Source organism: Streptomyces sp. NPDC059224, assembly GCF_042754285.1.
GTDB lineage: Bacteria > Actinomycetota > Actinomycetes > Streptomycetales > Streptomycetaceae > Streptomyces.
This window is the reverse complement of record NZ_JBHZAN010000032.1, coordinates 58,916-81,711: the sequence shown is the minus strand read 5'-3', so window position 1 is coordinate 81,711 and position 22,796 is coordinate 58,916. Positions and strand designations below refer to the sequence as shown.

Genomic DNA, 22,796 nt, shown 5'->3' with positions numbered 1-22,796 from the left:
ACACGGGGCGGGACGGATGGGCGAGGCGATCACCGAGGCGGAACTGACGGCTTTCCACGACGTGGTGGGGAAGCTGCGGGCGCTGCCCGTCGACGACCCGGTGCGGCTGCGCGCCGAGCAGGTCGCCGCGTCCTTCGCCCGCGACGGACGGCTGCGCCGCCGCCGGACCCGCTCGACCGAACTGTCGTCGGAGGACGCCGCGGTGATGGCCGCGACCGTGACCGGTGCCCTGGACCGCCGCGAGGACGCGCCGCTGGCCGTATCCGGCGCCGGGGGTGTCTTTAACAAGCCACGCACCTGCTACGTCTGCAAGTCGCCCTACCGACAGGTCGACACCTTCTACCACCGGCTCTGCCCGGACTGCGCCGCCGACAACACCGCCCGCCGCGCGCTGAGCGCGGACCTGAGCGGCCGTCGGGTGCTGCTCACCGGCGGCCGGGTGAAGATCGGCTTCCAGCTGGCGCTGATGATGCTGCGCGACGGCGCCGAGGTCCAGGTCACCTCCCGCTTCCCGCACGACACCGTGCGCCGCTTCGAAGCCGCCCCCGGCAGCGAGACCTGGCGGCACCGGCTGGCCGTGCTCGCCGTCGACCTGCGCGATCCGCGCCAGGTGCTCGGCCTGTGCGAGGAGTTGCGGCAGGACGGCGAGCCGCTGGACATCCTCGTCAACAACGCGGCCCAGACCGTGCGCCGGCCGCCCGAGGCGTACGCGCTGCTGGCCTCCGGCGAGCGCGCCGCGCTGCCCCCGGGAGCCCGGCGGGCCCCCGGGTTCACGTCGCCGCGGACACCGGCCACCGGGGCCGCGGCCCTGCCGGCCGCGCTGCGCGAGGCCGACGAGGCCGGGCTGCTGCCCGATCCCTCGCCGGAGAACTCCTGGTCGGCCCGGCTCGGCGCGCTCGACCCGGCCGAGGTCCTGGAGACCCAGCTCGTCAACGCCCTCGCCCCGGCCCTGCTCTGCGACCGGCTGCTGCCGCTGCTGCTGGCCTCGCCGCACCCACGCCGGTACGTGGTCAACGTGACCGCGGTCGAGGGGCGGTTCGCCGTCCGTAACAAGATGGCGGGCCATCCGCACACCAACATGGCCAAGGCCGCCCTCAACATGCTCACCCGCACCAGCGCCGCCGAACTGGCCGAGCGCGGCGTCCACATGTGCGCCGTCGACACCGGGTGGATCACCGACGAGAACCCGGCGCCGAAGAAGGCCCGGATGGCGGGCGCGGGATTCCGCACCCCCCTGGACATCGTCGACGGGGCGGCCCGCGTCTACGACCCGATCGTGCGCGGCGAGGCGGGCGACCCGGTGTCCGGGGTGTTCCTGAAGGACTACCGGGAGGCCGCGTGGTGAGTGAGGAGCCGACGTTCGCCGGGGTGCCGCGCGTCGTGCCGCGCCCGGCCGCCGAACTCGCCCCGCTGCTGGACTGGTTGCGGGCCGGACGCCCGGCGGGGGAGCGGCTGGACTTCACGGCCGGGACCGCGCTGCCGGACGGGCGCCTCGACCTGTGCAAGCAGGGCGTCGGTGCGGCGGGGGCCGCCCTGATCGCCGAGGCTCTCGGCGCGGGTCCCACGCCGGTACGGCATCTGCTGCTCGGCACGGACGCGCTCGGCGACGAGGGCGCCGCCGCGGTGGCCGGGTCCGGCGCCGGGGTCGAGACGCTCTACCTCGGCTGCAACGGCATCACGGCGGGCGGCGCCTGCCGGATCGCCGACCAGCTGCGTGCCTCGCCCCAGGTCGTCACCGGTGTCTGGCTGAAGCGGAACCCGCTGGGGGGCGGCGGTGGACGAGCCGCCGCCGAACTCGTCGAGTCCGCGCGCTCCCTGCGCACCCTCGACCTCGTGCAGACCGGACTCGACGCGGACGGAGCGGCGGTGCTGGCCGACGCGCTGCTGGTGGCCGCCGACGGCGGGCGCCGGATCGAACGGCTCTTCGTCGGCGGCAACCCGCTGGGCGAGGCCGGTGCCCGGGCGCTGGCCGCCGTCGTCGCCCAGGGCGCGGTCGACGAACTGTACGTGTCCGCCGCCCGGTTGGGCGACGCGGGCGCGCTGCTGCTGGCCGACGCCCTGGACCGGGCCCCGTACGGGCGCCTGACCCGGCTCGCCGCCGCCAGCAACGGCATCGGTCCCTCGGCCGCGGCCCGTCTGGTGACGGCGTCCGCCTCGGCCGGGGTCACCCTGCTCGACCTCGGACGGGTCCGGGCTGCCGCCGTGCTCGCGGCACCGGACAACCGGCTGGACCTGGCCGCCGCCGACACCATCGGGCAGGCCCTGGCCGGCGCCGGGCACCGCCTCTCCCATCTCGTCCTGACCCACACCGGCATGCGCAGCCGCGAGGCCCACCGCCTCCTCGACCACGCGGCCCGGGCCGGCACGGCCACCCGCTACCGTCTCGGTGCCGGCATCGCCGCCAGCGTCAAACGCCGTCTGGACGACCTCAGCGCCCACGTGCCGGCACCGACGGTCCCGGCCGACGTGGCCGCCGTACGCAGTGTGCACCGGACGGCACCGCCGGAAGGCTGAGCGTCCCCGGGGCTGGTGACGCTGTCGCTCCGGCGTCCGCTCGGCGGTCCGGAGGCGCCCCTCTGGGATCTCCCGCACGCGCGGGGCCGTAGCGCAGAGGCAGGCGCGCTGGTCTCCAGAACCGGAACACGCCGGTTCGAATCCGGCCGCCCCGCCCCCCGGCAAGACTGCTGGACGGAGGCAGCGCACCGCCGCGGACCGGAGAGCATGCGGACCGCCCACCCGCGCGGCACGCTGGTAGGGGACCAGGTGGCGACGGGAGGAGCCCCATGGGACACACCGAACAGCGGCCGTCCGTCCGGGCCCGGGCCGGGAAGCCCGTCGGCAGCGGAGGCGTCTTCTTCTCGTTCGCCCCGTGGATCATCTTCGGCGTCGTCGCGAGCCCCAGTACCTGGGAGTACGCGGCGCTGGCGGCGCTGGTCGCCGCGGCCGTGCTGTCCGGCAAGGACATGCTCCGGGGCCGGTTCTTCCTGCTGGACATGGTCGCGATCGTGTTCTTCGCGGTGCTCTGCGTCCTCGCCCTCGCCCTGGACCGCCACGAGCTGATCTGGCTGGAGAGGTACGCCCAGGTCATCTCCAACCTGGTCGTGGCCGTCGTGGCGCTCGGCTCCCTGCTCTCCGACCCCTTCACCGCCCAGTACGCCCGCCACCGGGTACCGCGCGAGTACTGGGGCTCGCCCGTCTTCACCCACGTCAACATGGTGCTGACCACGGCCTGGGGGGTGGTGTTCGCGCTGATGGCCCTGTCCACCTGGCTGGCCATCAGGCTGCCCGGGCAGAGCGACTGGTTCAACTGGGTCGTGCCCATCGCGCTGCTGGTCTGGGCGGTGAAGTTCACCGAGCGCTACCCGCAACGGTACAAGGAGCGGTACCGGGAGCGGGCGGCGGCCTAAGGGCTGTCCCGTAATCCCCGGCGGGCGCACGACGACACCTACGGCACCTCGCAGCGTTGTCGGGCTCGCCCGAATACGCCCAGTATGGGGACGACCCTCCGCCTTGCGATGCACCGCATCTGACGCCGCGCGCTGATCCACCAGGGATTACGGGACAGCCCTTAGACGGACAGGGCGCACCGGGAATTCCGTGCGCCCCTCCGTCGTGGGGTCACGCCTGGGCGCGTGCCGCCATCCGTGCCTTGCGGGCGGCCAGCTTCTCGTCGAACTTCAGGGCCTCCGCGTCCAGTCCGCCCATGAACAGGCCGAGTTCCTCCTGCGCCTGCAGGCCCTCCGGGCCGAGACCGTCGATCTCCAGGACCTTCAGATGACGCAGCACCGGCTGGATCACGTCGTCGTGGTGGATGCGCAGGTTGTAGACCTCGCCGATGGCCATCTGGGCGGCGGCCCGCTCGAAGCCGGGCATGCTGTGGCCGGGCATCCGGAAGTTGACCACGACGTCCCGCACCGCCTGCATGGTCAGATCGGGGGCGAGTTCGAAGGCGGCCTTCAGGAGGTTGCGGTAGAAGACCATGTGCAGGTTCTCGTCGGTCGCGATCCGGGCCAGCATGCGGTCGCAGACCGGATCGCCCGACTGGTGACCGGTGTTGCGGTGCGAGATGCGGGTCGCGAGCTCCTGGAAGGCGACATAGGCGATCGAGTGCAGCATCGAGTGCCCGTTGTCGGACTCGAAGCCCTCGCTCATGTGCGACATCCGGAACTGCTCCAGCTGGTCCGGGTCGACCGCGCGGGAAGCGAGCAGGTAGTCGCGCATCACGATGCCGTGCCGGCCCTCCTCGGCGGTCCAGCGGTGCACCCAGGTGCCCCAGGCGCCGTCTCGGCCGAACAGCGAGGCGATCTCGTGGTGGTAGCTGGGCAGGTTGTCCTCGGTGAGCAGGTTCACCACCAGAGCGATCCGGCCGATCTCGGTGACCTTGGACTGCTCCTTGCCCCAGGCCTCGCCGTCCTCGAAGAAGCCGGGGAAGTTACGGGCGTCCCCCCAGGGCACGTACTCGTGCGGCATCCAGTCCTTGGCCACCTTCAGATGGCGGTTCAGTTCCTTTTCGACCACTTCCTCCAGGGCGTACAGCAGCCGCGCGTCGGTCCATGCGGACGAGCTGCCGAGATGGGAAGAAGTGATCGTCACGAGAACTCCAGGGGGACGCCGAACAAGAGCGGATGAACGGGAGAGAACCGGCGAGCGGTACCGGAAACCTACGTGATCGTAGGCTACGAATCCGTAGGTTACGAAGCCGTAGGTTAAGTACGCTGTAAAGATCGCTGATCAGGCGCTGTGCCCAGGTCGCGCCAGGACACGCCAAGCAGCCCTGGGACCCGCAGGTCCCAGGGCCGGGGGAGTGACTCGATCACCCGGTCAGGCGTGCAACTCCCGCAGCCGCACCGAGAGGCACGTCACACATCCCTCCAGTTTCTCGAACTCGGAGATGTCCACGGCGATCACGTCGTGGCCGAGGTCGGTCAGCAGTTCCGCCGTCTTCGGGGCGCTCGCCGACATCAGCAGCTTGCCGCTGCCCAGCAGCACCACATGGGCGCCGGCCTCCTCGGGCACCGCCAGGAAGCCCGGGAAGAGGGAGGGCCGGTCCACGTTCGGGATGTGCCCCAGCACCGTTCCGTCCGGCAGCGCGGTCACCGCCGACTTCAGATGCAGCACCTTGCTCACCGGTACCGCGACGACCCGCGCGCCCAGCGGCTCGAACACCGCCCGCACCTGCTGCACCCCGGCCGCGTTGGTCCGTCCGCCCCGGCCGACGTAGACGGTGTCGCCGACCTTGAGGACGTCACCGCCCTCCAACGTGCCCGGCTCCCAGACCCAGTTCACCGAGCAGCCGAGGCGGGCCACCGCCTCCTCGACCCCGGCGGTCTCCGCGCGCCGGGACTCGGCGCCGGGCCGGGTGATCAGCGCCACGTTCCTGTACATGACGACGGTGTCCTCGACGAAGACCGAGTCCGGGCAGTCGTCCTCCGGGTCGACCTCGATGGTCTCCCAGCCGTGCGTGCGCAACGTCTCCGCGTATGCCTCCCATTGGTCCTGGGCGAGCTCGACGTCGACCTTCTCCCGCTCGATGTGCGTCACCAGGCCTTCGGCCAGGCGCGGGCTGGGACGGCGGATGAGGGCCTTCTTGCTGGGCACGACGGGTCTCCGGGGTCGGCGGTCGGGTCCGGCGCCCAGTGCGGGGCGCCGGACGGACATCATGCAGTGCGGGTCCGTGCCGACAAAACCCTCGTTGTCAGGCTGTGCCCCTCCTGAGACTCGCCACCTCCTGCGGTGTGGTGCCCGTCAGCTCGCCGTCCGCCATCAGCAGCCAGCGGGTGATCCCGATCGACTCCAGGAAGGGGAGGTCGTGACTGGCCACGATCAGGGCGCCCTGATAGGACTCCAGGGCCGTGGTGAGCTGCCGCACGCTCGCCATGTCCAGATTGTTCGTCGGCTCGTCGAGCATCAGCAGCTGCGGGGCGGGATCGGCCAGCAGCAGCGCGGCCAGCGCGGCCCGGAAGCGTTCGCCGCCGGAGAGCGTGGCCGCCCGCTGGTCGGCGCGGGCGCCCCGGAACAGGAAGCGGGCGAGCCGGGCCCGGATCCGGTTGTTGGTGGCGCCCGGCGCGAACCTGGCCACGTTCTCGGCCACGGTCAGCTCCCCGTCGAGCACGTCCAGCCGCTGCGGCAGGAAACGCAGCGGCACGTGCGTGTGCGCCTGGCCCGCCACCGGTGCCAGCTCCCCGGCGATCGTGCGCAGCAGCGTCGTCTTGCCCGCGCCGTTGCGTCCGATCAGGGCGATCCGCTCGGGCCCGCGCAGATCGAGGATTCCCTTCACCCGTGAGCCGTGCGCGAGTTCCAGGTTCTCCAGCGTCAGCACGTTCCGGCCCGGCGGTACCGCCGTGTACGGCAGCTCGACGCGGATCTCGTCGTCGTCCCGTACCGCCTCGGCCGCTTCGTCCAGCCGCTCCTTCGCCTCGCTGAGCCGCTCCTCGTGCATGATGCGGTGCTTGCCGGCTGACTCCTGAGCGGCCCGCTTGCGCGCCCCCATGACGATCTTCGGCTCGCGTTTCTGCTCGGACATCTTCTGCCCGTACCGCTTGCGGCGGGCGAGCTTGACCTGGGCGTCGGACAGTTCGCGTTTCTGCTTGCGGACATCGGCCTCGGCGACCCGCACCATGCGTTCGGCCGCGTCCTGTTCGACGGCGAGCGCCTCCTCGTAGGCCGAGAAGTTGCCTCCGTACCAGGTGACCTCCCCGGCCCGCAGGTCGGCGATCTGGTCGACCAGGTCGAGGAGTTCACGATCGTGGCTGACCACGATCAGCAGGCCCGGCCAGGACGCGACCGCCGCGTACAGCCGCCTGCGGGCGTACAGGTCGAGGTTGTTGGTGGGCTCGTCGAGCAGCAGGACATCGGGCCGGTCCAGGAGCAGCGCGGCCAGCCGCAGCAGCACCGACTCACCGCCGGAGACCTCGCCCACGGTCCGGTCGAGCCCGATGTGGCCGAGCCCGAGTTCACCGAGGGTGACCAGCGCGCGCTCCTCGACGTCCCAGTCGTCGCCGAGTGTCTCGAAGTGCGCCTCGGACGCGTCGCCCGCCTCGATGGCGTGCAGCGCGGCCCGCCGGGTGGCGATGCCGAGCGCCTCCTCGACACGCAGCGCGGTGTCGAGGGTGACGTTCTGCGGGAGGTAGCCGACCTCGCCGGCCACCTTCACAGTGCCGTCGGACGGGGTGAGCTCACCGGCGATGAGCTGGAGAAGGGTGGACTTCCCTGATCCGTTGACGCCGACGAGACCGGTGCGGCCGGGGCCCACGGCGACGTCGAGGCCGTCCAGGACGGGGGAGCCGTCGGGCCAGGAGAAGGACAGGGACGTACAGGTGACGGAAGCAGACATGGGCGCCTCGCGGTTGCTTGCGGTGTCGGGGGACAGACGCGTGTCGAGACACCGCGGGACGGCAGCCGGGGCCAGGGGAGTTGCCTGTGCCGAAGGACGGCTCGCACGCCGAGGTCGAACGCCACGGACACACCTCACGGGTGTGACGCGGTGTCTCGAATCCTCAGACGAGCAACGTCCTTCTCCTATCGGCGGCAACAGAACCGTCGTCCAAGGTAGGAGGCCGCCGAGGGGGTGTCAACGCAATTGATCGGCGGCTCGCGTCCCACCTGCGTGTCGGATTCCTGCCGGCCCGCGCCCGGCCCCGGATGGTCGAGTCGTCCGCATGACGAACCTGACCACCCTTCGGGAACAGGCCCTTGCCTTTCACGCCCTGCACGTCCCGGGGTGTCCGCTCGTCCTCCCGAACGCCTGGGACGCGGTGAGCGCCCGGCTCGCCGAGGACGCGGGCGCCGCGGCGGTGGCGACCACCAGCGCCGGGCTCGCCTGGGCGCTGGGCGCCCCCGACGGCGACCGGCTGGACCGGGGCCGTGCGGTGGAGGCCGTCGCCCGCATCGTCGCCACGGTGCGGGTTCCGGTCAGCGCCGACATCGAGAGCGGGTACGCCACCGACCCGGCAGGGGTCGCCGACACCGTCCGCGCGGTGCTCGCGGCGGGCGCCGTGGGCGTCAACATCGAGGACGCGTTGTACGACGGCGAGGGGAGCGGGCCGCTGAGGCCGGTCGCGGAGCAGGCCGAGAGGATCGCCGCCGCCCGGGAGGCCGCCGACAGGGAGGGCGTGCCGATGTTCGTGAACGTCCGGATCGACACCTTCCTGTGTGCCACCGGTGACGTGGCGGCCACCCTGGAACGCGCCGCCGCCTTCCGGGGCGCGGGCGCCGACGGGATCTTCGTCCCCGGGGTCGTCGACCCGCAGACGGTCACGGCGCTCGTCGAGGGCGTCGAGGGACCGCTCAACGTGCTGGCGGGCCCGGGTGCGCCGACCGTCGCCGAACTGGCCGCCCTCGGCGTGGCCCGGGTGAGCGCCGGATCGGCCCTGGCCGAGGCGGCACACGCGGCCGTCCGCCGTGCCGCGCGGGAGCTGCTGGACACGGGGACCTACGGGGCGCTGGCGGACGGGCTGGGCTACGGCGAACTCAACGCCCTGCTGACCAGGGAGGGCTAGTTCAGCAGGCGTCCCGCATCAGCTCGGCCAGGTCGTGGTCGAGGTCCAGCCGGAGGTGTTCGAGGCCGGCGGCCACCAGCTCGCCGGTCGCCTCCAGGAAACGCCGGATCTCGCCCGTGCGCACATGGATGACGGCGGTGCCCTCGGGGGCGTGGAACTCCAGCACGGTGCGGTCGTAGCCGTACGGCCGCACCCGGACGTCACCGTCGCCCTCCGGGGCGTCCAGGCCCGCCGTGAGCAGGTCGCGGGAGAACGTCCAGCAGACGTCGACGCCCTCCAGGGTGGCCGGGGCCGGGAAGGTCATACGGACGGCGAAGGGATCCTCGCTGTCGTAGCACAGGCTGGCGGGAATGCTCGGCATCCGCGGCGACGCGGCGACCAGGCGGGCCTCTACGGGCTGCTCGATGACAGTGGACAAGGCCTTGCTCCCTAGCGACGGCTGGACGAATTCCCGGGCGTGTGAGACCTGGCAATGGAAGAGACGAGGGAAGCGCCCGATCCGTGCACGCGAAGTGCGAGTGACCTCTGTCACCGGGCTCATTCACACCCGGGGCTTACCCGGCCCGTGGGACGGCCGGGCCCTCTGGACGGCACCGGGACGGTGGGCTAACTTGCCGCGCCATGAGGCGCTTGGGGAGCACGCGACGGTCAGGACGGACGGGACGAACGAGCCGGACGGTGACGGTGGGGGTGGCGTGCGCGGCGGCGCTGGCCGCGCTGACCGCGGGTTCCGCGCACGCGGCGACACCGGCACCGCGGTGGGTGGTCAAGGACACCGGCACACCGGACGTGCGGTTCCGCGGTCTGGCCGCCGTCGACCGCCACACCGCGTGGCTGGCCGGAACGGCCGGCACCGTGCTGCGCACCACCGACGGCGGGACGACCTGGCGGAACGTCTCTCCGCCGGGCGCCGCCGACCTCCAGTTCCGGGACGTCGAGGCGTTCGACGCACGCCGCGCGGTGGTGCTGGCCATCGGCGAGGGCGAGGCCTCCCGGGTCTACCGCACCGACGACGGCGGGGCGACCTGGACCGAGTCGTTCCGCAACACCGACCCGGCCGCCTTCTACGACTGCATGACCTTCTTCGACCGCCGGCACGGCCTCGCCATGAGCGACCCGGTGGACGGGAAGTTCCGCATCCTGTCCACCGGGGACGGCGGCCGCTCCTGGCGGGTGCTGCCCGGCACCGGGATGCCGGCCGCCCTGGACGGTGAGGCGGGCTTCGCGGCCAGTGGCCAGTGCCTGGTCGCCTCCGGGCCGAAGGACGCCTGGCTGGCCACCGGCGGCGCCGCCCACGCGCGCGTGCTGCATTCCGCCGACCGCGGACTGACCTGGACCGCCACCGACACGCCCGTCCCGGCCGGCGATCCCGCCAAGGGCGTCTTCGCCCTCGCCTTCCGGGACCGTACCCACGGCCTCGCGGTCGGCGGCGACTACCGCCCCGACCAGTCCTCCCCGCGGGCCGCGGCGGTCACCCGGGACGGCGGCCGCACCTGGCAGCCCGCGACCAGCCCGCCGCCCGCCTACCGCTCCGGTGCCGCCTGGCTTCCGCACAGCCGTACCGCCGCCCTCGCCGTCGGTCCCACCGGAACCGACCTGACCACCGACGGCGGCCGCACCTGGCGGACCGTCGACACCGGTTCGTACGACACCGTCGACTGCACCCCCGACGTGAGCTGCTGGGCCGCCGGTGAGCAGGGACGGGTGGCACGTCTGGAGCGCTGACGCGCGGGTGTCCGGGCGGCGGGCGCGCGCATGACGGCGGGTCAGCCCTACCCCGCGTCCGCGGCGCCGTGCGGCGGTGGGCCGCACGCGCGCGTGTGTGCGTCGTACGCTCGTGGTCACCATGACGACCGTATCCGTACCCGCGGACTGGCCCGCGACCGAGGAAGCGGCGCTGGCCGTTCAGGACGGCCTGCGGGGGCGGGTGATCCTCGACGAGCCGGGACCGGCGCCCGGCGCCGGCCACGTCACCGGGGTCGACGTGGCCTACGACGACGAGCGGGACCTGGTCGCGGCGGCAGCCGTCGTGCTGGACGCGGCGACCCTGGAGCCCGTGGCCGAGGCCACCGCCGTCGGCCGGGTCTCCTTCCCGTACGTGCCCGGCCTGCTCGCCTTCCGCGAGATCCCCACGGTACGGGCCGCCCTGGCCGCCCTGCCGTGCCCGCCGGGCCTGGTCGTCTGCGACGGCTACGGCCTCGCCCACCCGCGCCGCTTCGGTCTCGCCAGCCACCTCGGCGTCCTCACCGGCCTGCCCACCGTCGGCGTCGCCAAGAACCCGTTCACCTTCGCCCACGACGACCCGGACACGCCGCGCGGCAGCCACGCACCGCTCCTCGCCGGCACCGTGGAGGTCGGCAGGGCGCTGCGCACCCGGGACGGCGTCAAGCCGGTGTTCGTCTCCGTCGGCCACCGGGTGAGCCTGGACAACGCCTGTGCCCACACGCTGGCGCTCACCCCGCGGTACCGCCTTCCGGAGACCACCCGCCGCGCGGACGCGCTGTGCCGCAGGGCACTGCGTCAGGCCCGGGCCTGAGCACCCGGACCGAGCACCCGGACCGAGCACCCGGACCGAGCACCCGGACCGAGTACGCGTACGGATGTGGCCGCCCCGGTGCCGGCGGCAGGCCGGCCCGCATGACGACACCCCGTGCGCCCAAGCCCCTGGCCGACCCCGCCCAGCCCGTCGAGCGCGCCGTCGACGCGGCGCTCGTCCTGGCCGTGGTGGCGGGGTTCGCCTGGATCACCGGCACGTTCTGCACGGTCGTGGCCTGGTCCTGAGCTAGCGGACGGCGGCCACCCGGAAGCCGATTCCGGCTGCGCGCAGGCGTTCGGTCAGCGCGTCGCCCATCGCCTGCGCCGTGGTGACCTGGCCGGACGTCGCCGGCAGGTCGTCGAGGGCGAGGCACAGCGCGGCCTCGGCGAACATCTTCGCCGTCTCGCCGTAGCCGGGATCGCCGCCCGAGACCTCCGTGAAGACCCGCCGTCCGCCGCCCTCGCCGACGAACCGGACCCGGAACCAGCTGCGGGCCCGCTTCTCCTCGCTCGGCCCCTCGCCGGGCCTGAGCCGGTCCGACAGCCAGCGCCGGGCGGGCGGCAGCTGGGCTGCCGCGGCCACCGCGCCCACCGCCGTGATCCCGCCGAGCGCCATCGGAAGACGCCGGACGGCCGCGTAGTGCCGGTAGCGGAAGTCCGGGCCGTAGCGGTCCAGTGCCTTCGCCGAGCGGCGCACGATCTGGGCGTCGATGGTGGGCAGCGGCAGTGCCCAGGCACCGATCTCGCCGGCGAAGCGCGGCGGTCCGGCCGGGGCGGTCGCCCGGCGGCCCATCAGACGGGGTTCGTACCGGGCGCGGTCCCGGGTGGCGGCGATCATCTGCCGGGGGCGCGCGAACTGGTCGAGGACGGAGGCGAAGGTGCCGCCGGAGAAGGCCGCGTCGGCGGTCACGAAGCCGTCCACGGTCAGTGGCACGCCCTCGGGCAGGTGGCGGACCGTGAAGTAGGCGCCCAGGTCGTGCGGGACCGAGTCGAAGCCGCACGCGTGCACCAGCCGGGCCCCGGTCTCGCGCGCGCGTGCGTCGTGCCGCACGTAGGTCAGGTCGACGAACTCGGGCTCCCCGCACAGGTCCAGGTAGTCCGCACCGGTGTCCGCGCAGGCCGCGACCAGGTCCTCGCCGTAACGGCCGTACGGACCGACCGTGGTGGCCACCACGCGCGCCTGCTCGGCGAGGGCGCGGACCGTGGCGGGTTCGGTGACGTCGGCGCGCAGCAGCCCGACCTCCGTGCCGGCCGGCAGCCGCTTGCGCAGGGACTCCAGCCTGCGCTCGCCCCGGGCCGCGACCGCCCAGCGCAGGCCTTGGGGCGCGTGGGCGGCGAGGTAGCCGGCGGTGAGTTCGCCGACGAAGCCGGTGGCCCCGAAGAGCACGATGTCGTAGGGACGGTCCGTCGTCTTCAGCCTGCTCATGACACCTCTCGGTCGTGCAACCCGTGCCGTTGTCGGTGGCTGAGGCTAGCGTGAGGAGTGCGGACGCACCCCCACCGGGTATCTTGACTAAGCGCTTGCTCGTCCACCCTTGTGCTCGGTAGAACGTGTTCTTAGCATCGTCGGTGTTACATCAGTTGTGTCAATGACTGGGGGCGGCATGACCACGGCAGGGACGCCAGGACACGGCCCGCTCTCCGGCGTGCGCGTGATCGAGCTGGCCGGCATCGGACCGGGTCCGTTCGCCGCCATGCTCCTGGCCGACCTGGGCGCCGACGTGGTCCGCGTCGACCGGCCCGGCGGCCAGGGCCTCGCCATCGACCCGGCGTACGACGTCACCAACCGCAACAAGCGCTCCGTGCTCGTCGACCTGAAGGCCCCGGACGGCCCGGCCCGCGTCCTCGACCTGGCCGAGCGTGCCGACATCCTCGTCGAGGGCTACCGCCCCGGCGTCGCCGAGCGCCTCGGCGTCGGCCCCGAGGACTGCCACGCCCGCAACCCCGGCCTGGTCTACGGCCGGATGACCGGCTGGGGTCAGGAGGGACCGCTGGCCCGCCGCGCGGGCCACGACATCGCCTACATCGCCCTCACCGGCACCCTCGGAATGATCGGCCGCCCCGACGAACCCCCGGCGGTCCCCGCCAACCTGCTCGGCGACTACGCGGGCGGCGCCCTCTACCTGGTCGTCGGCGTCCTGGCCGCGCTGCACCACGCGCGCGCGGGCGGCACCGGCCAGGTCGTGGACGCCGCCATCGTGGACGGCACCGCGCACCTGGCCGCGATGATCCACGGCATGGTGGCCGCCGGCGGCTGGCAGGACCGGCGCGCCGCCAACCTGCTGGACGGCGGCTGCCCGTACTACGGCACCTACGAGACCGCCGACGGCGGACACATGGCGGTCGGCGCCCTGGAGCCGCAGTTCTACGCCGAGTTCCTCCGGCTGCTGGGCGGCCTGGACGACCTGGCCGACGCCCGCAAGGACTGGACCCGCTGGGGCGAGCTGCGCGAGCGGGTCGCCGTCCGCTTCAAGGCCCGCACCCGCGAGGAGTGGACGGCCGTCTTCGAGGGCTCCGACGCCTGCGTGGCCCCCGTGCTCTCCCTGGGCGAGGCCCCGCACCACCCCCATCTGGCCGCCCGCGGCACCTTCACCCGCCACGGCGGCATCACCCAGCCGGCCCCTGCCCCCCGGTTCTCGGTGACCCCCACGGCCGTACGCACCGCGCCCGCCCGGCCCGGCGCGGACACCGTCGAGGTGGCCCGCGACTGGGCCGTACCCGCCCTGCTCGACGACGACAAGGACACCGCCTGATGGAGCTCTCGACCTTCCTCGACTACGCGGGCGACCCGCGGGCCGCGGCGGACCGGGCGGCCGCGCTGGAGTCGGCGGGCCTCGACACCGTCTGGGTCGCGGAGGCCTACGGCTTCGACTCGCCCACCATCATGGGTTACCTGGCCGCCCGCACCGAGCGGATGAAGATCGGCTCCGCGATCCTCAACGTCTACTCCCGCACCCCCGCCCTCATCGCCCAGACGGCCGCCGGCCTCGACGCGATCTCCGGCGGCCGGGCGATCATCGGCCTCGGCGCCTCCGGCCCCCAGGTCGTCGAGGGCTGGCACGGGAAGGCCTACGACAAGCCGCTCGGCCGCACCCGCGAGACCATCGAGCTGACCCGGCGGATCCTGCGCCGCGAGACCATCGACCACCACGGCATCACCGACATGCCCCGCCCCGGCGGCCTCGGCAAGCCCCTGAAGATCCTGACCAGGCCGGTCCGCGCCGAGGTCCCGCTCTACGTGGCCTCCCTCGGCCCCGCCAACGTCCGGATGACCGCAGAGATCGCCGACGGCTGGCTGCCCACCCTGTTCATCCCCGAGAAGGCCAAGGACGTCTGGGGGACGCCACTGGCGGAGGGTGCCGCCCGCCGCGACCCGGCCCTCGGGCCGCTGCGGATCGCCGCCGGCGGGCTGCTGGCCATCGGCGAGGACGCGGCGGCCGCCCGCGACCTGGCCCGGCCCCGGATCGCCCTGTACGTCGGCGGCATGGGCGCACCCGGCAAGAACTTCTACAACGACCTGGCCGTCGCCTACGGGTACGAGAAGGAGGCCCGGCTCATCCAGGAGCTCTACCTCGCCGGCCGCCACCGGGACGCGGCGGCCGCCGTACCCGACGAGTTCTGCGAGCTCATATCCCTGTGCGGCCCGCAGGGATACGTCCGCGAGCGCGTCGCCGCCTTCCGCGAGGCGGGCGTGACCACGCTGGACGTGATCCCCGTCGGCCCGGATCCGGCCCGCCTGGTCGAGACCGTCAAGAACTGGCTCTGACCCCCACCGCCACCGAACCCTCGTTGAAAGGCTTGTCAGTGAGCACCGAAGCGTACGTGTACGACGCGATCCGCACCCCGCGCGGCCGCGGCAAGGCGAACGGCGCCCTGCACGGCACGAAGCCCATCGATCTGGTCGTCGGACTCATCCACGAGATCCAGGGCCGTTTTCCGGGCCTGGACCCGGCCGCGATCGACGACATCGTGCTCGGTGTCGTCGGCCCGGTCGGCGACCAGGGCTCCGACATCGCGCGGATCGCCGCGATCGCCGCCGGCCTGCCCGACACGGTGGCAGGCGTACAGGAGAACCGCTTCTGCGCGTCGGGCCTGGAGGCCGTGAACATGGCCGCCGCCAAGGTCCGTTCGGGCTTCGAGGACCTCGTCCTCGCGGGCGGCGTCGAGTCCATGTCCCGGGTGCCGATGGCCTCCGACGGCGGCGCCTGGTTCAACGACCCGATGACCAACCTGGCCACCAACTTCGTGCCGCAGGGCATCGGCGCCGACCTGATCGCCACCATCGAGGGCTTCTCCCGCCGGGACGTCGACGAGTACGCGGCGCTCTCCCAGGAGCGTGCGGCGACGGCCGTGAAGGAGGGCCGCTTCGACCGTTCCGTGGTCCCCGTCAGGGACCGCGCGGGCCTGGTCGTCCTCGACCACGACGAACACCTGCGCCCCGGCACCACCGCCGACTCGCTCGCCAAGCTCAAGCCCTCCTTCGCCGACATCGGGGAGCTGGGCGGGTTCGACGCGGTCGCGCTGCAGAAGTACCACTGGGTCGAGAAGATCGACCACGTCCACCACGCGGGCAACTCCTCCGGCATCGTCGACGGCGCCTCCCTGGTCGCCATCGGCACCAAGGAGATCGGCGAGCGCCACGGCCTGACCCCGCGTGCGCGGATCATCGCGGCCGCCGTCTCCGGCTCCGAGCCGACCATCATGCTCACCGGCCCGGCCCCCGCCACCCGCAAGGCCCTCGCCAAGGCCGGACTCACCATCGACGACATCGACCTGGTCGAGATCAACGAGGCGTTCGCGGCGGTCGTGCTGCGCTTCGTCAAGGACATGGGCCTGTCCCTGGACAAGGTCAACGTCAACGGCGGCGCGATCGCGCTGGGCCACCCGCTCGGCGCCACCGGTGCGATGATCCTCGGCTCCCTCGTCGACGAGCTGGAGCGCCAGGACAAGCGCTACGGGCTGGCCACCCTGTGCGTGGGCGGCGGCATGGGCATCGCCACGATCGTCGAGCGCGTCTGAAAACCCCGGCGGAACCAAGAGACCTCACGGAGACCCTCACATGACCGAGAGCACCACCATCCGCTGGGAGAAGGACGACACCGGCGTCGTCACCCTGGTCCTGGACGACCCGAACCAGTCCGCCAACACCATGAACGCGGCCTTCGTCGAGTCCCTCGCCGCGGTCGCCGACCGGCTGGAGGCCGAGCAGGACTCGATCCGGGGCATCGTCTTCACCTCCGCCAAGAAGACCTTCTTCGCCGGCGGCGACCTGCGCGACCTCATCCGGGTCACCCCCGAGACCGCCCAGGACCTCTTCGACGGCGGCCTCGCCATCAAGCGCAACCTGCGCCGCATCGAGACCCTCGGCAAGCCCGTCGTCGCCGCGATCAACGGCGCTGCCCTTGGCGGCGGTTTCGAACTCGCCCTGGCCTGCCACCACCGGGTCGCCCTCGACACCCCCGGCACCAAGATCGGCTGTCCCGAGGTCACCCTCGGCCTCCTCCCGGGCGGCGGCGGTGTCGTCCGCACCGTGCGCCTGCTCGGCATCGCCGACGCGCTGCTGAAGGTCCTCCTCCAGGGCACCCAGTACAACGCGCGCAGGGCCCAGGAGAACGGCCTGGTCCACGAGGTCGCCGACAGCCCCGAGGATCTCCTCGCCAAGGCCCGCGCCTTCATCGACGCCCACCCGGAGTCCCATCAGCCCTGGGACGTCCCGGGCTACCGGATCCCCGGCGGCACCCCGGCCAACCCGAAGTTCGCGGCCAACCTGCCGGCCTTCCCGGCCTCCCTGCGCAAGCAGACCAGCAACGCCCCCTACCCGGCGCCGCGCCGCATCCTCGCCGCCGCCGTCGAGGGCAGCCAGGTCGACTTCGAGACCGCCCAGGTCATCGAGGCCCGCTACTTCGTGGAGCTGGCCGCCGGGCAGATCTCGAAGAACATGATCCAGGCGTTCTTCTTCGACCTCCAGGCCGTCAACTCCGGCGCCAACCGGCCGGGGGGCGTCGAGCCCCGCAAGGTCACCAGGGTCGCCGTCCTCGGCGCGGGCATGATGGGCGCGGGCATCGCCTACTCCTGCGCCCGCGCGGGCATCGACGTCGTCCTCAAGGACGTCTCCGCCGAGGCCGCGCAGAAGGGCAAGGCCTACTCCGAGAAGCTGTGCGCCAAGGCCGTCGCCAAGGGCCGCACCAGCCAGGAGAAGGCGGACGCGCTGCTCGCCCGGATCACGCCCACCGCCGACCCGCAGGACCTCGCCGGCTGCGACGCGGTCATCGAGGCCGTCTTCGAGGACACCTCGCTCAAGCACAAGGTGTTCCAGGAGATCGAGTCGGTCGTCGCCCCCGACGCCCTGCTGTGCTCCAACACCTCCACGCTCCCCATCACCGCCCTCGCCGAGGGAGTCGAGCGCCAGCAGGACTTCATCGGCCTGCACTTCTTCTCGCCCGTCGACAAGATGCCGCTCGTCGAGATCATCAAGGGCGAGCGCACCGGCGACGAGGCGCTGGCACGTGCCTTCGACCTGGTCCGGCAGATCAACAAGACGCCGATCGTCGTCAACGACTCGCGCGGCTTCTTCACCTCCCGGGTGATCGGCCACTTCATCAACGAGGGTGTCGCCATGGTCGGGGAGGGCATCGAACCGGCCTCCGTCGAGCAGGCGGCGGCCCAGGCCGGCTACCCGGCCAAGGTCCTCTCCCTGATGGACGAGCTGACCCTCACCCTGCCGCAGAAGATCCGCCGCGAGTCGAAGCTGGCCGTCGAGGAGGCCGGCGGCACCTGGACCGCGCACCCGGCCGAGGCCGTCATCGACCGCATGGTCGACGAGTTCCGCCGCCCGGGCCGCAGCGGCGGCGCCGGCTTCTACGACTACGCCGAGGACGGCCGGCGCGCCGGGCTCTGGCCGGGCCTGCGCGAGCACTTCACCGAGCCGGGTCGTGAGATCCCGTTCCGTGACATGCAGGAGCGGATGCTCTTCGCGGAGGCACTGGACACCGTCCGCCTCCTGGAGGAAGGCGTCCTGACCTCGGTCGCCGACGCCAACATCGGATCGCTCTTCGGCATCGGCTTCCCCGGCTGGACCGGCGGTGTCCTCCAGTACATCAACGGCTACGACGCCTACGGCGGGGCGGATGCCGGCCTGCCCGGCTTCGTGGCCCGCGCGCGTGAGCTGGCGGAGACCTACGGCGACCGCTTCACCCCGCCCGCGCTGCTGGAGGAGAAGGCGGACAAGGGGGAGACCTTCACGGACGGCCGCTGACCGGACCGCCCGGTCCCGGCCCCCGTCTCAGGAGGGCCGGGACTCCTCCGGGCCGGCGAGCCACTGGTGCACCTCGTGCCTGAGCGACCGCTGGAACGTGGTCAGCAGCGCCTGCACCACCAGCGGCTGCACATGGGCGGACAGTGACTTCACGTCCTGCTCGGTCCGCTCCGCCACCTCGGCCCGGAACACCTGCGCCAGCGCGTGGGCGGCTGAGCGCGAGTGCTCGACCAGCACGGTGCGCGCGGCCAGGATCGCCTGCTCGGACAGCGGTACGTCCAGCAGCTGCACGGCGAGCCGGAGCAGGCCCGGGTCGACGCGGTAGGCGTCTCCGTCGGGCCGTACGACGTCCATCGCGACGAGCCGCTCGACGTCCCCCTCGTCCAGCTGCCGCCCGGCCCGCCGGCGCAGCTCGCCGGCGCTCACCCGCTCCTCGGTGTCAGGCGCCCAGGAGGCCACCAGGGCCCGGTGGATGGCGAGGTCGTGGTCGGTCAGCCCGGGCGGCAGCCGGTGCAGATAGCGTTCGATCGCCGCCAGTGTCATGCCCTGGTGCTGAAGCTCCTCGATGAGCGCCAGCCGGGCCAGGTGTCCGGCCCCGTAGTGACCCACCCGGCGGGCACCGATCACCGGCGGCGGGAGCAGCCCCTTGGTGCCGTAGAACCGGACCGTGCGGACCGTGGTGCCGGCCCGGGCGGCCAGTTCGTCGATCGTGAGCACCGGCTCCCCGGAGTCGCTGTCGGTGTCGGTCGTCATGTGCAGCAGTATCGCTGTCACAGCGGCACTGTGACACCGGCATGGCCATGTCATCGATGATCATTTGTTCGCTGGAAATTCATCCACATGACTAGATCATCATCTTGTGAGAAGTGCCGCTGTGTGATGTGTGCCATCGCATACGCCCAGGTGGCCGGGGAAGGGGGCACCTCGGTCCGTGCCGTCACCGAGTGCGCCGACCGAGTACGTCCGGACACCCGAGCGCGACCCGCTCGGGCGCACCAGAGAGTGGAACCACCTGTGAGCAAGAACGCCGTGGACACGGCACAGGCCGTCGCCACCCGGACCCACGCGGCCCAGACGCCCGCGGACGCGGGCGACGCCGGCTACAGCAAGGACCTCAAGGCCCGCCACGTCAACATGATCGCCGTCGGCGGCGCGATCGGCACCGGCCTCTTCCTCGGCGCGGGCGGACGGCTCCACAACGCGGGCCCGGCGCTCGCGCTGGCCTACCTGGTCTGCGGAATCTTCGCCTTCGTCGTCGTACGCGCCCTCGGCGAGCTGGTCCTGTACCGCCCGTCGTCCGGATCCTTCGTGTCGTACGCGCGTGAGTTCCTCGGCGAGAAGGGCGCCTACGTCGCCGGCTGGATGTACTTCCTGAACTGGTCGACGACCGGCATCGCCGACATCACCGCGATCGCGCTCTACACCCACTACTGGTCCATGTTCACCAGCATCCCCCAGTGGACGCTCGCGCTGATCGCCCTGGCCGTGGTCCTCGCGGTGAACCTCATCTCGGTGAAGATCTTCGGCGAGATGGAGTTCTGGTTCGCGATCATCAAGGTCGCCACCCTGGTCGGCTTCATGCTGATCGGCATCTTCCTGCTCGCCACCCAGCACAAGGTCGACGGCCAGACCCCGGGGCTGAGCGCCATCGGCGACCACGGCGGTGTCCTGCCGCACGGGCTGATGCCGGTCATCCTGGTCATGCAGGGCGTGATCTTCGCCTACGCGGCCCTGGAGCTGGTCGGTGTCGCGGCCGGCGAGACCGCCGAGCCGGGGAAGGTCGTCCCGCGCGCGGTGAACTCGATCATGTGGCGCGTCGGCGTCTTCTACGTCGGCTCGGTCGTCCTGCTCGCCCTGCTCCTGCCCGGCTCGGTGTACTCGGCCGACCAGAGCCCCTTCGTGACGGTCCTCTCCAAGATCGGCGTCTCGGGCGCCGGCGACGTCATGAACCTGGTGGTCCTGACCGCGGCGATGTCCTCCCTCAACTCCGGCCTGTACTCCACCGGCCGCATCCTGCGCTCCATGGCGGTGGCCGGATCGGCCCCGAAGTTCACGGCCCGCATGAACCGCAGCCAGGTCCCCTACGGCGGCATCCTGCTGACCTGCGCGGTCTGCGTGCTCGGTGTCGTCCTGAACTACCTGGTGCCCAGCCAGGCCTTCGAGATCGTGCTGAACGTCGCCTCCCTCGGCATCATCAGCACCTGGGTGATCATCATGCTCTGCCACCTGGTCTTCGTCCGCCGCGCGAAGGCGGGTCTGGTCGGCCGTCCCTCCTTCCGCCTCCGCTTCAGCCCGGTCACCGAGATCGCCACGATCGTCTTCCTGCTGGTCTGCCTCGGCATGATGTGGAACGACCCGGAGGTGGGCCGCAAGACCCTCCTGCTCATCCCGGTCATCGCCGCCCTGCTGGTGGCGGGCTGGTTCGGCGTCCGCCGCAGGGTGGTCCAGACCGTCGGCGAGGAGCTGTCGCGGCTCACGAAGTAGCAGGTCAGCGCCACTGTCAGTGGCATAGTCCACGGTGGCGTCATGTCGGAGATCACTTACATCCGGGGTGACGCCACCGCGCCGTCGGGCAAGGGCGTCAAGGTGATCGCCCATGTCTGCAACGACCTGGGGGGCCGGGGGAAGGGCTTCGTGCTCGCACTCTCGCGCCGCTGGCCGGAGCCGGAGCGGGCGTACCGCGCCCAGATCCGGCAGCAAGGGCGTACCGGTCCGCTGCGAGGCGAGCGACACGGCCCTGACCAAGCTGGCCGACGGGACGCTCAGGGGCGCTGGGGGAGGAACTGCGCGACCAGCCGCAACCGGCCCGCAGCCCCCCGCTCACCGCACCCTGCAACCGCTCAGTGCACGTCGTTCGTCGCCTCGATCTTCTTCCAGGACCTCGGCTGGTCAGGCACGCCCGCGGCCTTGAGCGCAGGTACCGCCGGCTTCGCCGGCTCGAACAGCCACGCGTCGAACAGCCCCGACAGCGACTTCCCGGACACCTTCTCGGCGTACTCCTCGAAGTCGGCCACCGACGCGTTGCCGTACGCGTGCTCCCTCGGCCACCCCTTCAGGATCGCGAAGAAGGCGTCGTCCCCGACCGCGTTCCGCAGCGCCTGCACGGCCAGCGCCCCGCGGTCGTAGACGGCGATGTCGAACTGGTCGTCCGGACCGGGATCCCCCGGCTTGACCGTCCAGAACGCGTCGTCGGCCGGGTGCGACGCGTACACGTAGTCGGCGAGTTCCTGCGTCGTCCCCTCGCCCTCGTGCTCGGACCACAGCCACTGCGCGTAGCGCGCGAAGCCCTCGTTGAGCCAGATGTCCTTCCAGCCCTTGACGGAGACGTCGTCGCCGTACCACTGGTGCGCCAGCTCGTGCACCACCACGGAGGTGTTGGAGCCGTTCGCGAACTGCCTGGGGCTGTAGTACACGCGGGTCTGCGTCTCCAGCGCGTACCCCGTCGTCGTGTTCGGCACGTACCCGCCCGCCGAGCTGAAGGGATACGGCCCGAAATAACCGGAGAGCCAGTCGACCAGCTCCCCGGTGCGCTCCACGCTCGCCCGCGCCGCCCCGTCGTTGTCGCCGAGGTCCTTGCTGTAGGCGTTGACGACCGGCACCCCTCCCTCGGAGGTGCTCGTCGTGATGTCGAACCTCCCGACGGCCAGCGTGGTCAGGTAGGTCGCCTGCGGCCTGTTCTGCCGCCAGTTGTAGCGGGTCCAGCCGCGCTGCGAACTCGTCGACTGGAGCGAGCCGTTGGAGACGACCTGGGTGCCGTCGGGGACGGCGACGGAGACGTCGTAGGTGGCCTTGTCCAGCGGGTGGTCGTTGCTCGGGTACCACCACCAGGCGGACTCGGGCTCGTCCGCGGCGACCGCCCCGTCGGGCGTGCGGTGCCAGGTGCTGAAGCCGTACGCGCTCTTCGTGGACGGTACCCCGCTGTAGCGGACGACGACCGTGACCTGCGTGCCCTTCGCCAGTGGCGACTTCGGGGTGACGACCAGCTCGTGCTGTCCGGACGTGGTGAAGGCCGCTGTCGCGCCGTTGACCCGCACCTCGCTCACGTCCAGCAGGAAGTCCAGGTCGAAGCTGGACAGGTCCTGTGTGGTGCGCGCCAGGATCGTCGCCGTACCGGCCAGCTCGTCGGTGGCCGGCTGGTACTGCAGACGCAGATCGTAGTGGGAGACGTCGTAGCCGCCGTTGCCGTAGTACGGGTAGTAGGGGTCGCCGATGCCCGGCGCGCCGGGACTGTGACTCGCGGCCGATGCCGGGATCGCCAGCAGCAGGGAGGCCGCCGCGAGGGCGCCCGGCGCGAGGATTCTGCGGTGCACGAGAACTCCAGGTCGGTAGGGGGCCGAGGCGCCCGTCACGCCCGGACGGGAACGCCAAGTCGATGGAGCACGAAAACTGTTCGGAGCCTATTCAGTCCCTGTGGCCCCTGGCCTGTCCACGGCCCCTTCTGTCACACGATCGCCATTCGGCCGCAATCAGTGCTGCCGGTCCCTCAGATGCCGTCTTTTGCACAGGAG

The 22,796-nt window shown here is 72.2% G+C and carries 19 protein-coding genes, 1 tRNA gene and 1 pseudogene; 14 read left to right on the top strand and 7 right to left on the bottom strand.

The features are described 5' to 3' along the window. Positions 1 to 16 precede the first annotated feature (16 nt). The 4 genes from ACFXI4_RS32280 (at position 17) to ACFXI4_RS32265 (ending at position 3,407) form a co-directional block, all read left to right on the top strand. Positions 17 to 1,345 (top strand): SDR family NAD(P)-dependent oxidoreductase, encoded by a 1,329-nt coding sequence (locus tag ACFXI4_RS32280; RefSeq protein ID WP_384997547.1) that lies wholly within the window; start codon positions 17 to 19, stop codon positions 1,343 to 1,345. Beyond that, positions 1,342 to 2,514, top strand: a complete 1,173-nt coding sequence (locus ACFXI4_RS32275) for a ribonuclease inhibitor (protein WP_384997545.1) — start codon at positions 1,342 to 1,344, stop codon at positions 2,512 to 2,514. The genes ACFXI4_RS32280 and ACFXI4_RS32275 overlap by 4 nt, the downstream gene beginning before the upstream one ends. An 80-nt stretch (positions 2,515 to 2,594) precedes the next feature. After that, a tRNA-Trp gene (locus ACFXI4_RS32270) sits at positions 2,595 to 2,670 on the top strand. 113 nt (positions 2,671 to 2,783) lie between these two features. Continuing rightward, the gene (locus ACFXI4_RS32265; protein WP_384997543.1) at positions 2,784 to 3,407 is read left to right on the top strand and encodes a hypothetical protein; all 624 of its coding nucleotides are present in this window, start codon (positions 2,784 to 2,786) and stop codon (positions 3,405 to 3,407) included. 211 nt (positions 3,408 to 3,618) lie between these two features. Here the strand turns inward: ACFXI4_RS32265 and ACFXI4_RS32260 are convergent, their stop codons facing one another. The 3 genes from ACFXI4_RS32260 to ACFXI4_RS32250 form a co-directional block, all read right to left on the bottom strand. Next, positions 3,619 to 4,593 (bottom strand): acyl-ACP desaturase, encoded by a 975-nt coding sequence (locus ACFXI4_RS32260; protein ID WP_384997541.1) that lies wholly within the window; start codon positions 4,591 to 4,593, stop codon positions 3,619 to 3,621. Between the two features lie 228 nt (positions 4,594 to 4,821). Next, positions 4,822 to 5,598 (bottom strand): dimethylargininase, encoded by a 777-nt coding sequence (ddaH, locus tag ACFXI4_RS32255; RefSeq protein WP_362726313.1) that lies wholly within the window; start codon positions 5,596 to 5,598, stop codon positions 4,822 to 4,824. A gap of 97 nt (positions 5,599 to 5,695) precedes the next feature. Then, complete coding sequence (locus ACFXI4_RS32250) at positions 5,696 to 7,333, bottom strand: ABC-F family ATP-binding cassette domain-containing protein (protein ID WP_384997539.1); 1,638 nt, start codon at positions 7,331 to 7,333, stop codon at positions 5,696 to 5,698. 325 nt (positions 7,334 to 7,658) lie between these two features. On the opposite strand from ACFXI4_RS32250, the gene ACFXI4_RS32245 reads away from it, so the two are divergent. Continuing rightward, the gene (locus ACFXI4_RS32245) at positions 7,659 to 8,498 is read left to right on the top strand and encodes an isocitrate lyase/phosphoenolpyruvate mutase family protein (protein WP_384997537.1); all 840 of its coding nucleotides are present in this window, start codon (positions 7,659 to 7,661) and stop codon (positions 8,496 to 8,498) included. Between the two features lies 1 nt (position 8,499). On the opposite strand, the gene ACFXI4_RS32240 is transcribed toward ACFXI4_RS32245, so the two are convergent. After that, a complete protein-coding gene (locus ACFXI4_RS32240; protein ID WP_362732335.1) occupies positions 8,500 to 8,916 on the bottom strand; it encodes an SsgA family sporulation/cell division regulator in 417 nt (138 codons plus the stop codon). Between the two features lie 203 nt (positions 8,917 to 9,119). Here ACFXI4_RS32240 and ACFXI4_RS32235 point away from each other — a divergent pair, with 203 nt between their 5' ends. From ACFXI4_RS32235 to mmpA, 3 genes are all read left to right on the top strand, one after another. Next, positions 9,120 to 10,223, top strand: a complete 1,104-nt coding sequence (locus ACFXI4_RS32235) for a WD40/YVTN/BNR-like repeat-containing protein (RefSeq protein WP_384997535.1) — start codon at positions 9,120 to 9,122, stop codon at positions 10,221 to 10,223. A gap of 121 nt (positions 10,224 to 10,344) precedes the next feature. Continuing rightward, positions 10,345 to 11,034, top strand: coding sequence for an endonuclease V (locus ACFXI4_RS32230; protein ID WP_384997533.1), 690 nt, complete (start codon positions 10,345 to 10,347; stop codon positions 11,032 to 11,034). Positions 11,035 to 11,135: 101 nt separating this feature from the next. Further along, positions 11,136 to 11,279, top strand: a complete 144-nt coding sequence (mmpA, locus tag ACFXI4_RS32225; RefSeq protein ID WP_384997531.1) for a morphogenic membrane protein MmpA — start codon at positions 11,136 to 11,138, stop codon at positions 11,277 to 11,279. Position 11,280: 1 nt separating this feature from the next. Here the strand turns inward: mmpA and ACFXI4_RS32220 are convergent, their stop codons facing one another. Continuing rightward, a complete protein-coding gene (locus ACFXI4_RS32220; RefSeq protein WP_384997529.1) occupies positions 11,281 to 12,459 on the bottom strand; it encodes a saccharopine dehydrogenase family protein in 1,179 nt (392 codons plus the stop codon). A 178-nt stretch (positions 12,460 to 12,637) separates the two neighbouring features. Between ACFXI4_RS32220 and ACFXI4_RS32215 the strand changes: the two genes are divergently transcribed. Genes ACFXI4_RS32215 through ACFXI4_RS32200 form a run of 4 tightly spaced genes read left to right on the top strand, consistent with a single transcriptional unit; the run spans position 12,638 to position 18,288 of the window. After that, positions 12,638 to 13,786: a CaiB/BaiF CoA transferase family protein gene (locus ACFXI4_RS32215; protein WP_384997527.1), complete on the top strand. Its 1,149-nt coding sequence runs from the start codon at positions 12,638 to 12,640 to the stop codon at positions 13,784 to 13,786. After that, the gene (locus ACFXI4_RS32210; protein ID WP_384997525.1) at positions 13,786 to 14,799 is read left to right on the top strand and encodes an LLM class F420-dependent oxidoreductase; all 1,014 of its coding nucleotides are present in this window, start codon (positions 13,786 to 13,788) and stop codon (positions 14,797 to 14,799) included. The genes ACFXI4_RS32215 and ACFXI4_RS32210 overlap by 1 nt, the downstream gene beginning before the upstream one ends. Positions 14,800 to 14,837: 38 nt before the next feature. Beyond that, entirely contained in the window at positions 14,838 to 16,052 is a 1,215-nt protein-coding gene (locus ACFXI4_RS32205; RefSeq protein WP_362718245.1) for an acetyl-CoA C-acetyltransferase, read from the top strand. Positions 16,053 to 16,092: 40 nt separating this feature from the next. Next, on the top strand, positions 16,093 to 18,288 hold the full coding sequence (locus ACFXI4_RS32200) for a 3-hydroxyacyl-CoA dehydrogenase NAD-binding domain-containing protein (RefSeq protein ID WP_384997523.1): 2,196 nt from the start codon (positions 16,093 to 16,095) through the stop codon (positions 18,286 to 18,288). A 27-nt stretch (positions 18,289 to 18,315) separates the two neighbouring features. Here ACFXI4_RS32200 and ACFXI4_RS32195 read toward each other — a convergent pair whose 3' ends face one another. Next, on the bottom strand, positions 18,316 to 19,041 hold the full coding sequence (locus ACFXI4_RS32195) for a MerR family transcriptional regulator (protein WP_384997604.1): 726 nt from the start codon (positions 19,039 to 19,041) through the stop codon (positions 18,316 to 18,318). A gap of 261 nt (positions 19,042 to 19,302) precedes the next feature. On the opposite strand from ACFXI4_RS32195, the gene ACFXI4_RS32190 reads away from it, so the two are divergent. Continuing rightward, positions 19,303 to 20,772 (top strand): amino acid permease, encoded by a 1,470-nt coding sequence (locus tag ACFXI4_RS32190; RefSeq protein ID WP_384997521.1) that lies wholly within the window; start codon positions 19,303 to 19,305, stop codon positions 20,770 to 20,772. A gap of 42 nt (positions 20,773 to 20,814) precedes the next feature. Then, a pseudogene (locus ACFXI4_RS32185) lies at positions 20,815 to 21,199 on the top strand (Appr-1-p processing protein). Here ACFXI4_RS32185 and ACFXI4_RS32180 read toward each other — a convergent pair. After that, a complete protein-coding gene (locus tag ACFXI4_RS32180) occupies positions 21,129 to 22,598 on the bottom strand; it encodes a M1 family metallopeptidase (RefSeq protein WP_384997519.1) in 1,470 nt (489 codons plus the stop codon). The pseudogene ACFXI4_RS32185 and the gene ACFXI4_RS32180 sit on opposite strands and share 71 nt — an antisense overlap. Positions 22,599 to 22,796 lie beyond the last annotated feature (198 nt).

Bases quoted from the DNA above. Each gene is read 5' to 3' on its own strand.
- ACFXI4_RS32235 (WP_384997535.1), top strand. From the start codon at position 9,120: ATGAGGCGCTTGGGGAGCACGCGACGGTCAGGACGGACGGGACGAACG.
- ACFXI4_RS32215 (WP_384997527.1), top strand. From the start codon at position 12,638: ATGACCACGGCAGGGACGCCAGGACACGGCCCGCTCTCCGGCGTGCGC.
- ACFXI4_RS32195 (WP_384997604.1), bottom strand. From the start codon at position 19,041: ATGACGACCGACACCGACAGCGACTCCGGGGAGCCGGTGCTCACGATC.
- ACFXI4_RS32220 (WP_384997529.1), bottom strand. From the start codon at position 12,459: ATGAGCAGGCTGAAGACGACGGACCGTCCCTACGACATCGTGCTCTTC.
- ACFXI4_RS32210 (WP_384997525.1), top strand. From the start codon at position 13,786: ATGGAGCTCTCGACCTTCCTCGACTACGCGGGCGACCCGCGGGCCGCG.
- ACFXI4_RS32245 (WP_384997537.1), top strand. From the start codon at position 7,659: ATGACGAACCTGACCACCCTTCGGGAACAGGCCCTTGCCTTTCACGCC.
- ACFXI4_RS32230 (WP_384997533.1), top strand. From the start codon at position 10,345: ATGACGACCGTATCCGTACCCGCGGACTGGCCCGCGACCGAGGAAGCG.
- ACFXI4_RS32200 (WP_384997523.1), top strand. From the start codon at position 16,093: ATGACCGAGAGCACCACCATCCGCTGGGAGAAGGACGACACCGGCGTC.
- ACFXI4_RS32250 (WP_384997539.1), bottom strand. From the start codon at position 7,333: ATGTCTGCTTCCGTCACCTGTACGTCCCTGTCCTTCTCCTGGCCCGAC.
- ACFXI4_RS32265 (WP_384997543.1), top strand. From the start codon at position 2,784: ATGGGACACACCGAACAGCGGCCGTCCGTCCGGGCCCGGGCCGGGAAG.
- ACFXI4_RS32280 (WP_384997547.1), top strand. From the start codon at position 17: ATGGGCGAGGCGATCACCGAGGCGGAACTGACGGCTTTCCACGACGTG.
- mmpA (WP_384997531.1), top strand. From the start codon at position 11,136: ATGACGACACCCCGTGCGCCCAAGCCCCTGGCCGACCCCGCCCAGCCC.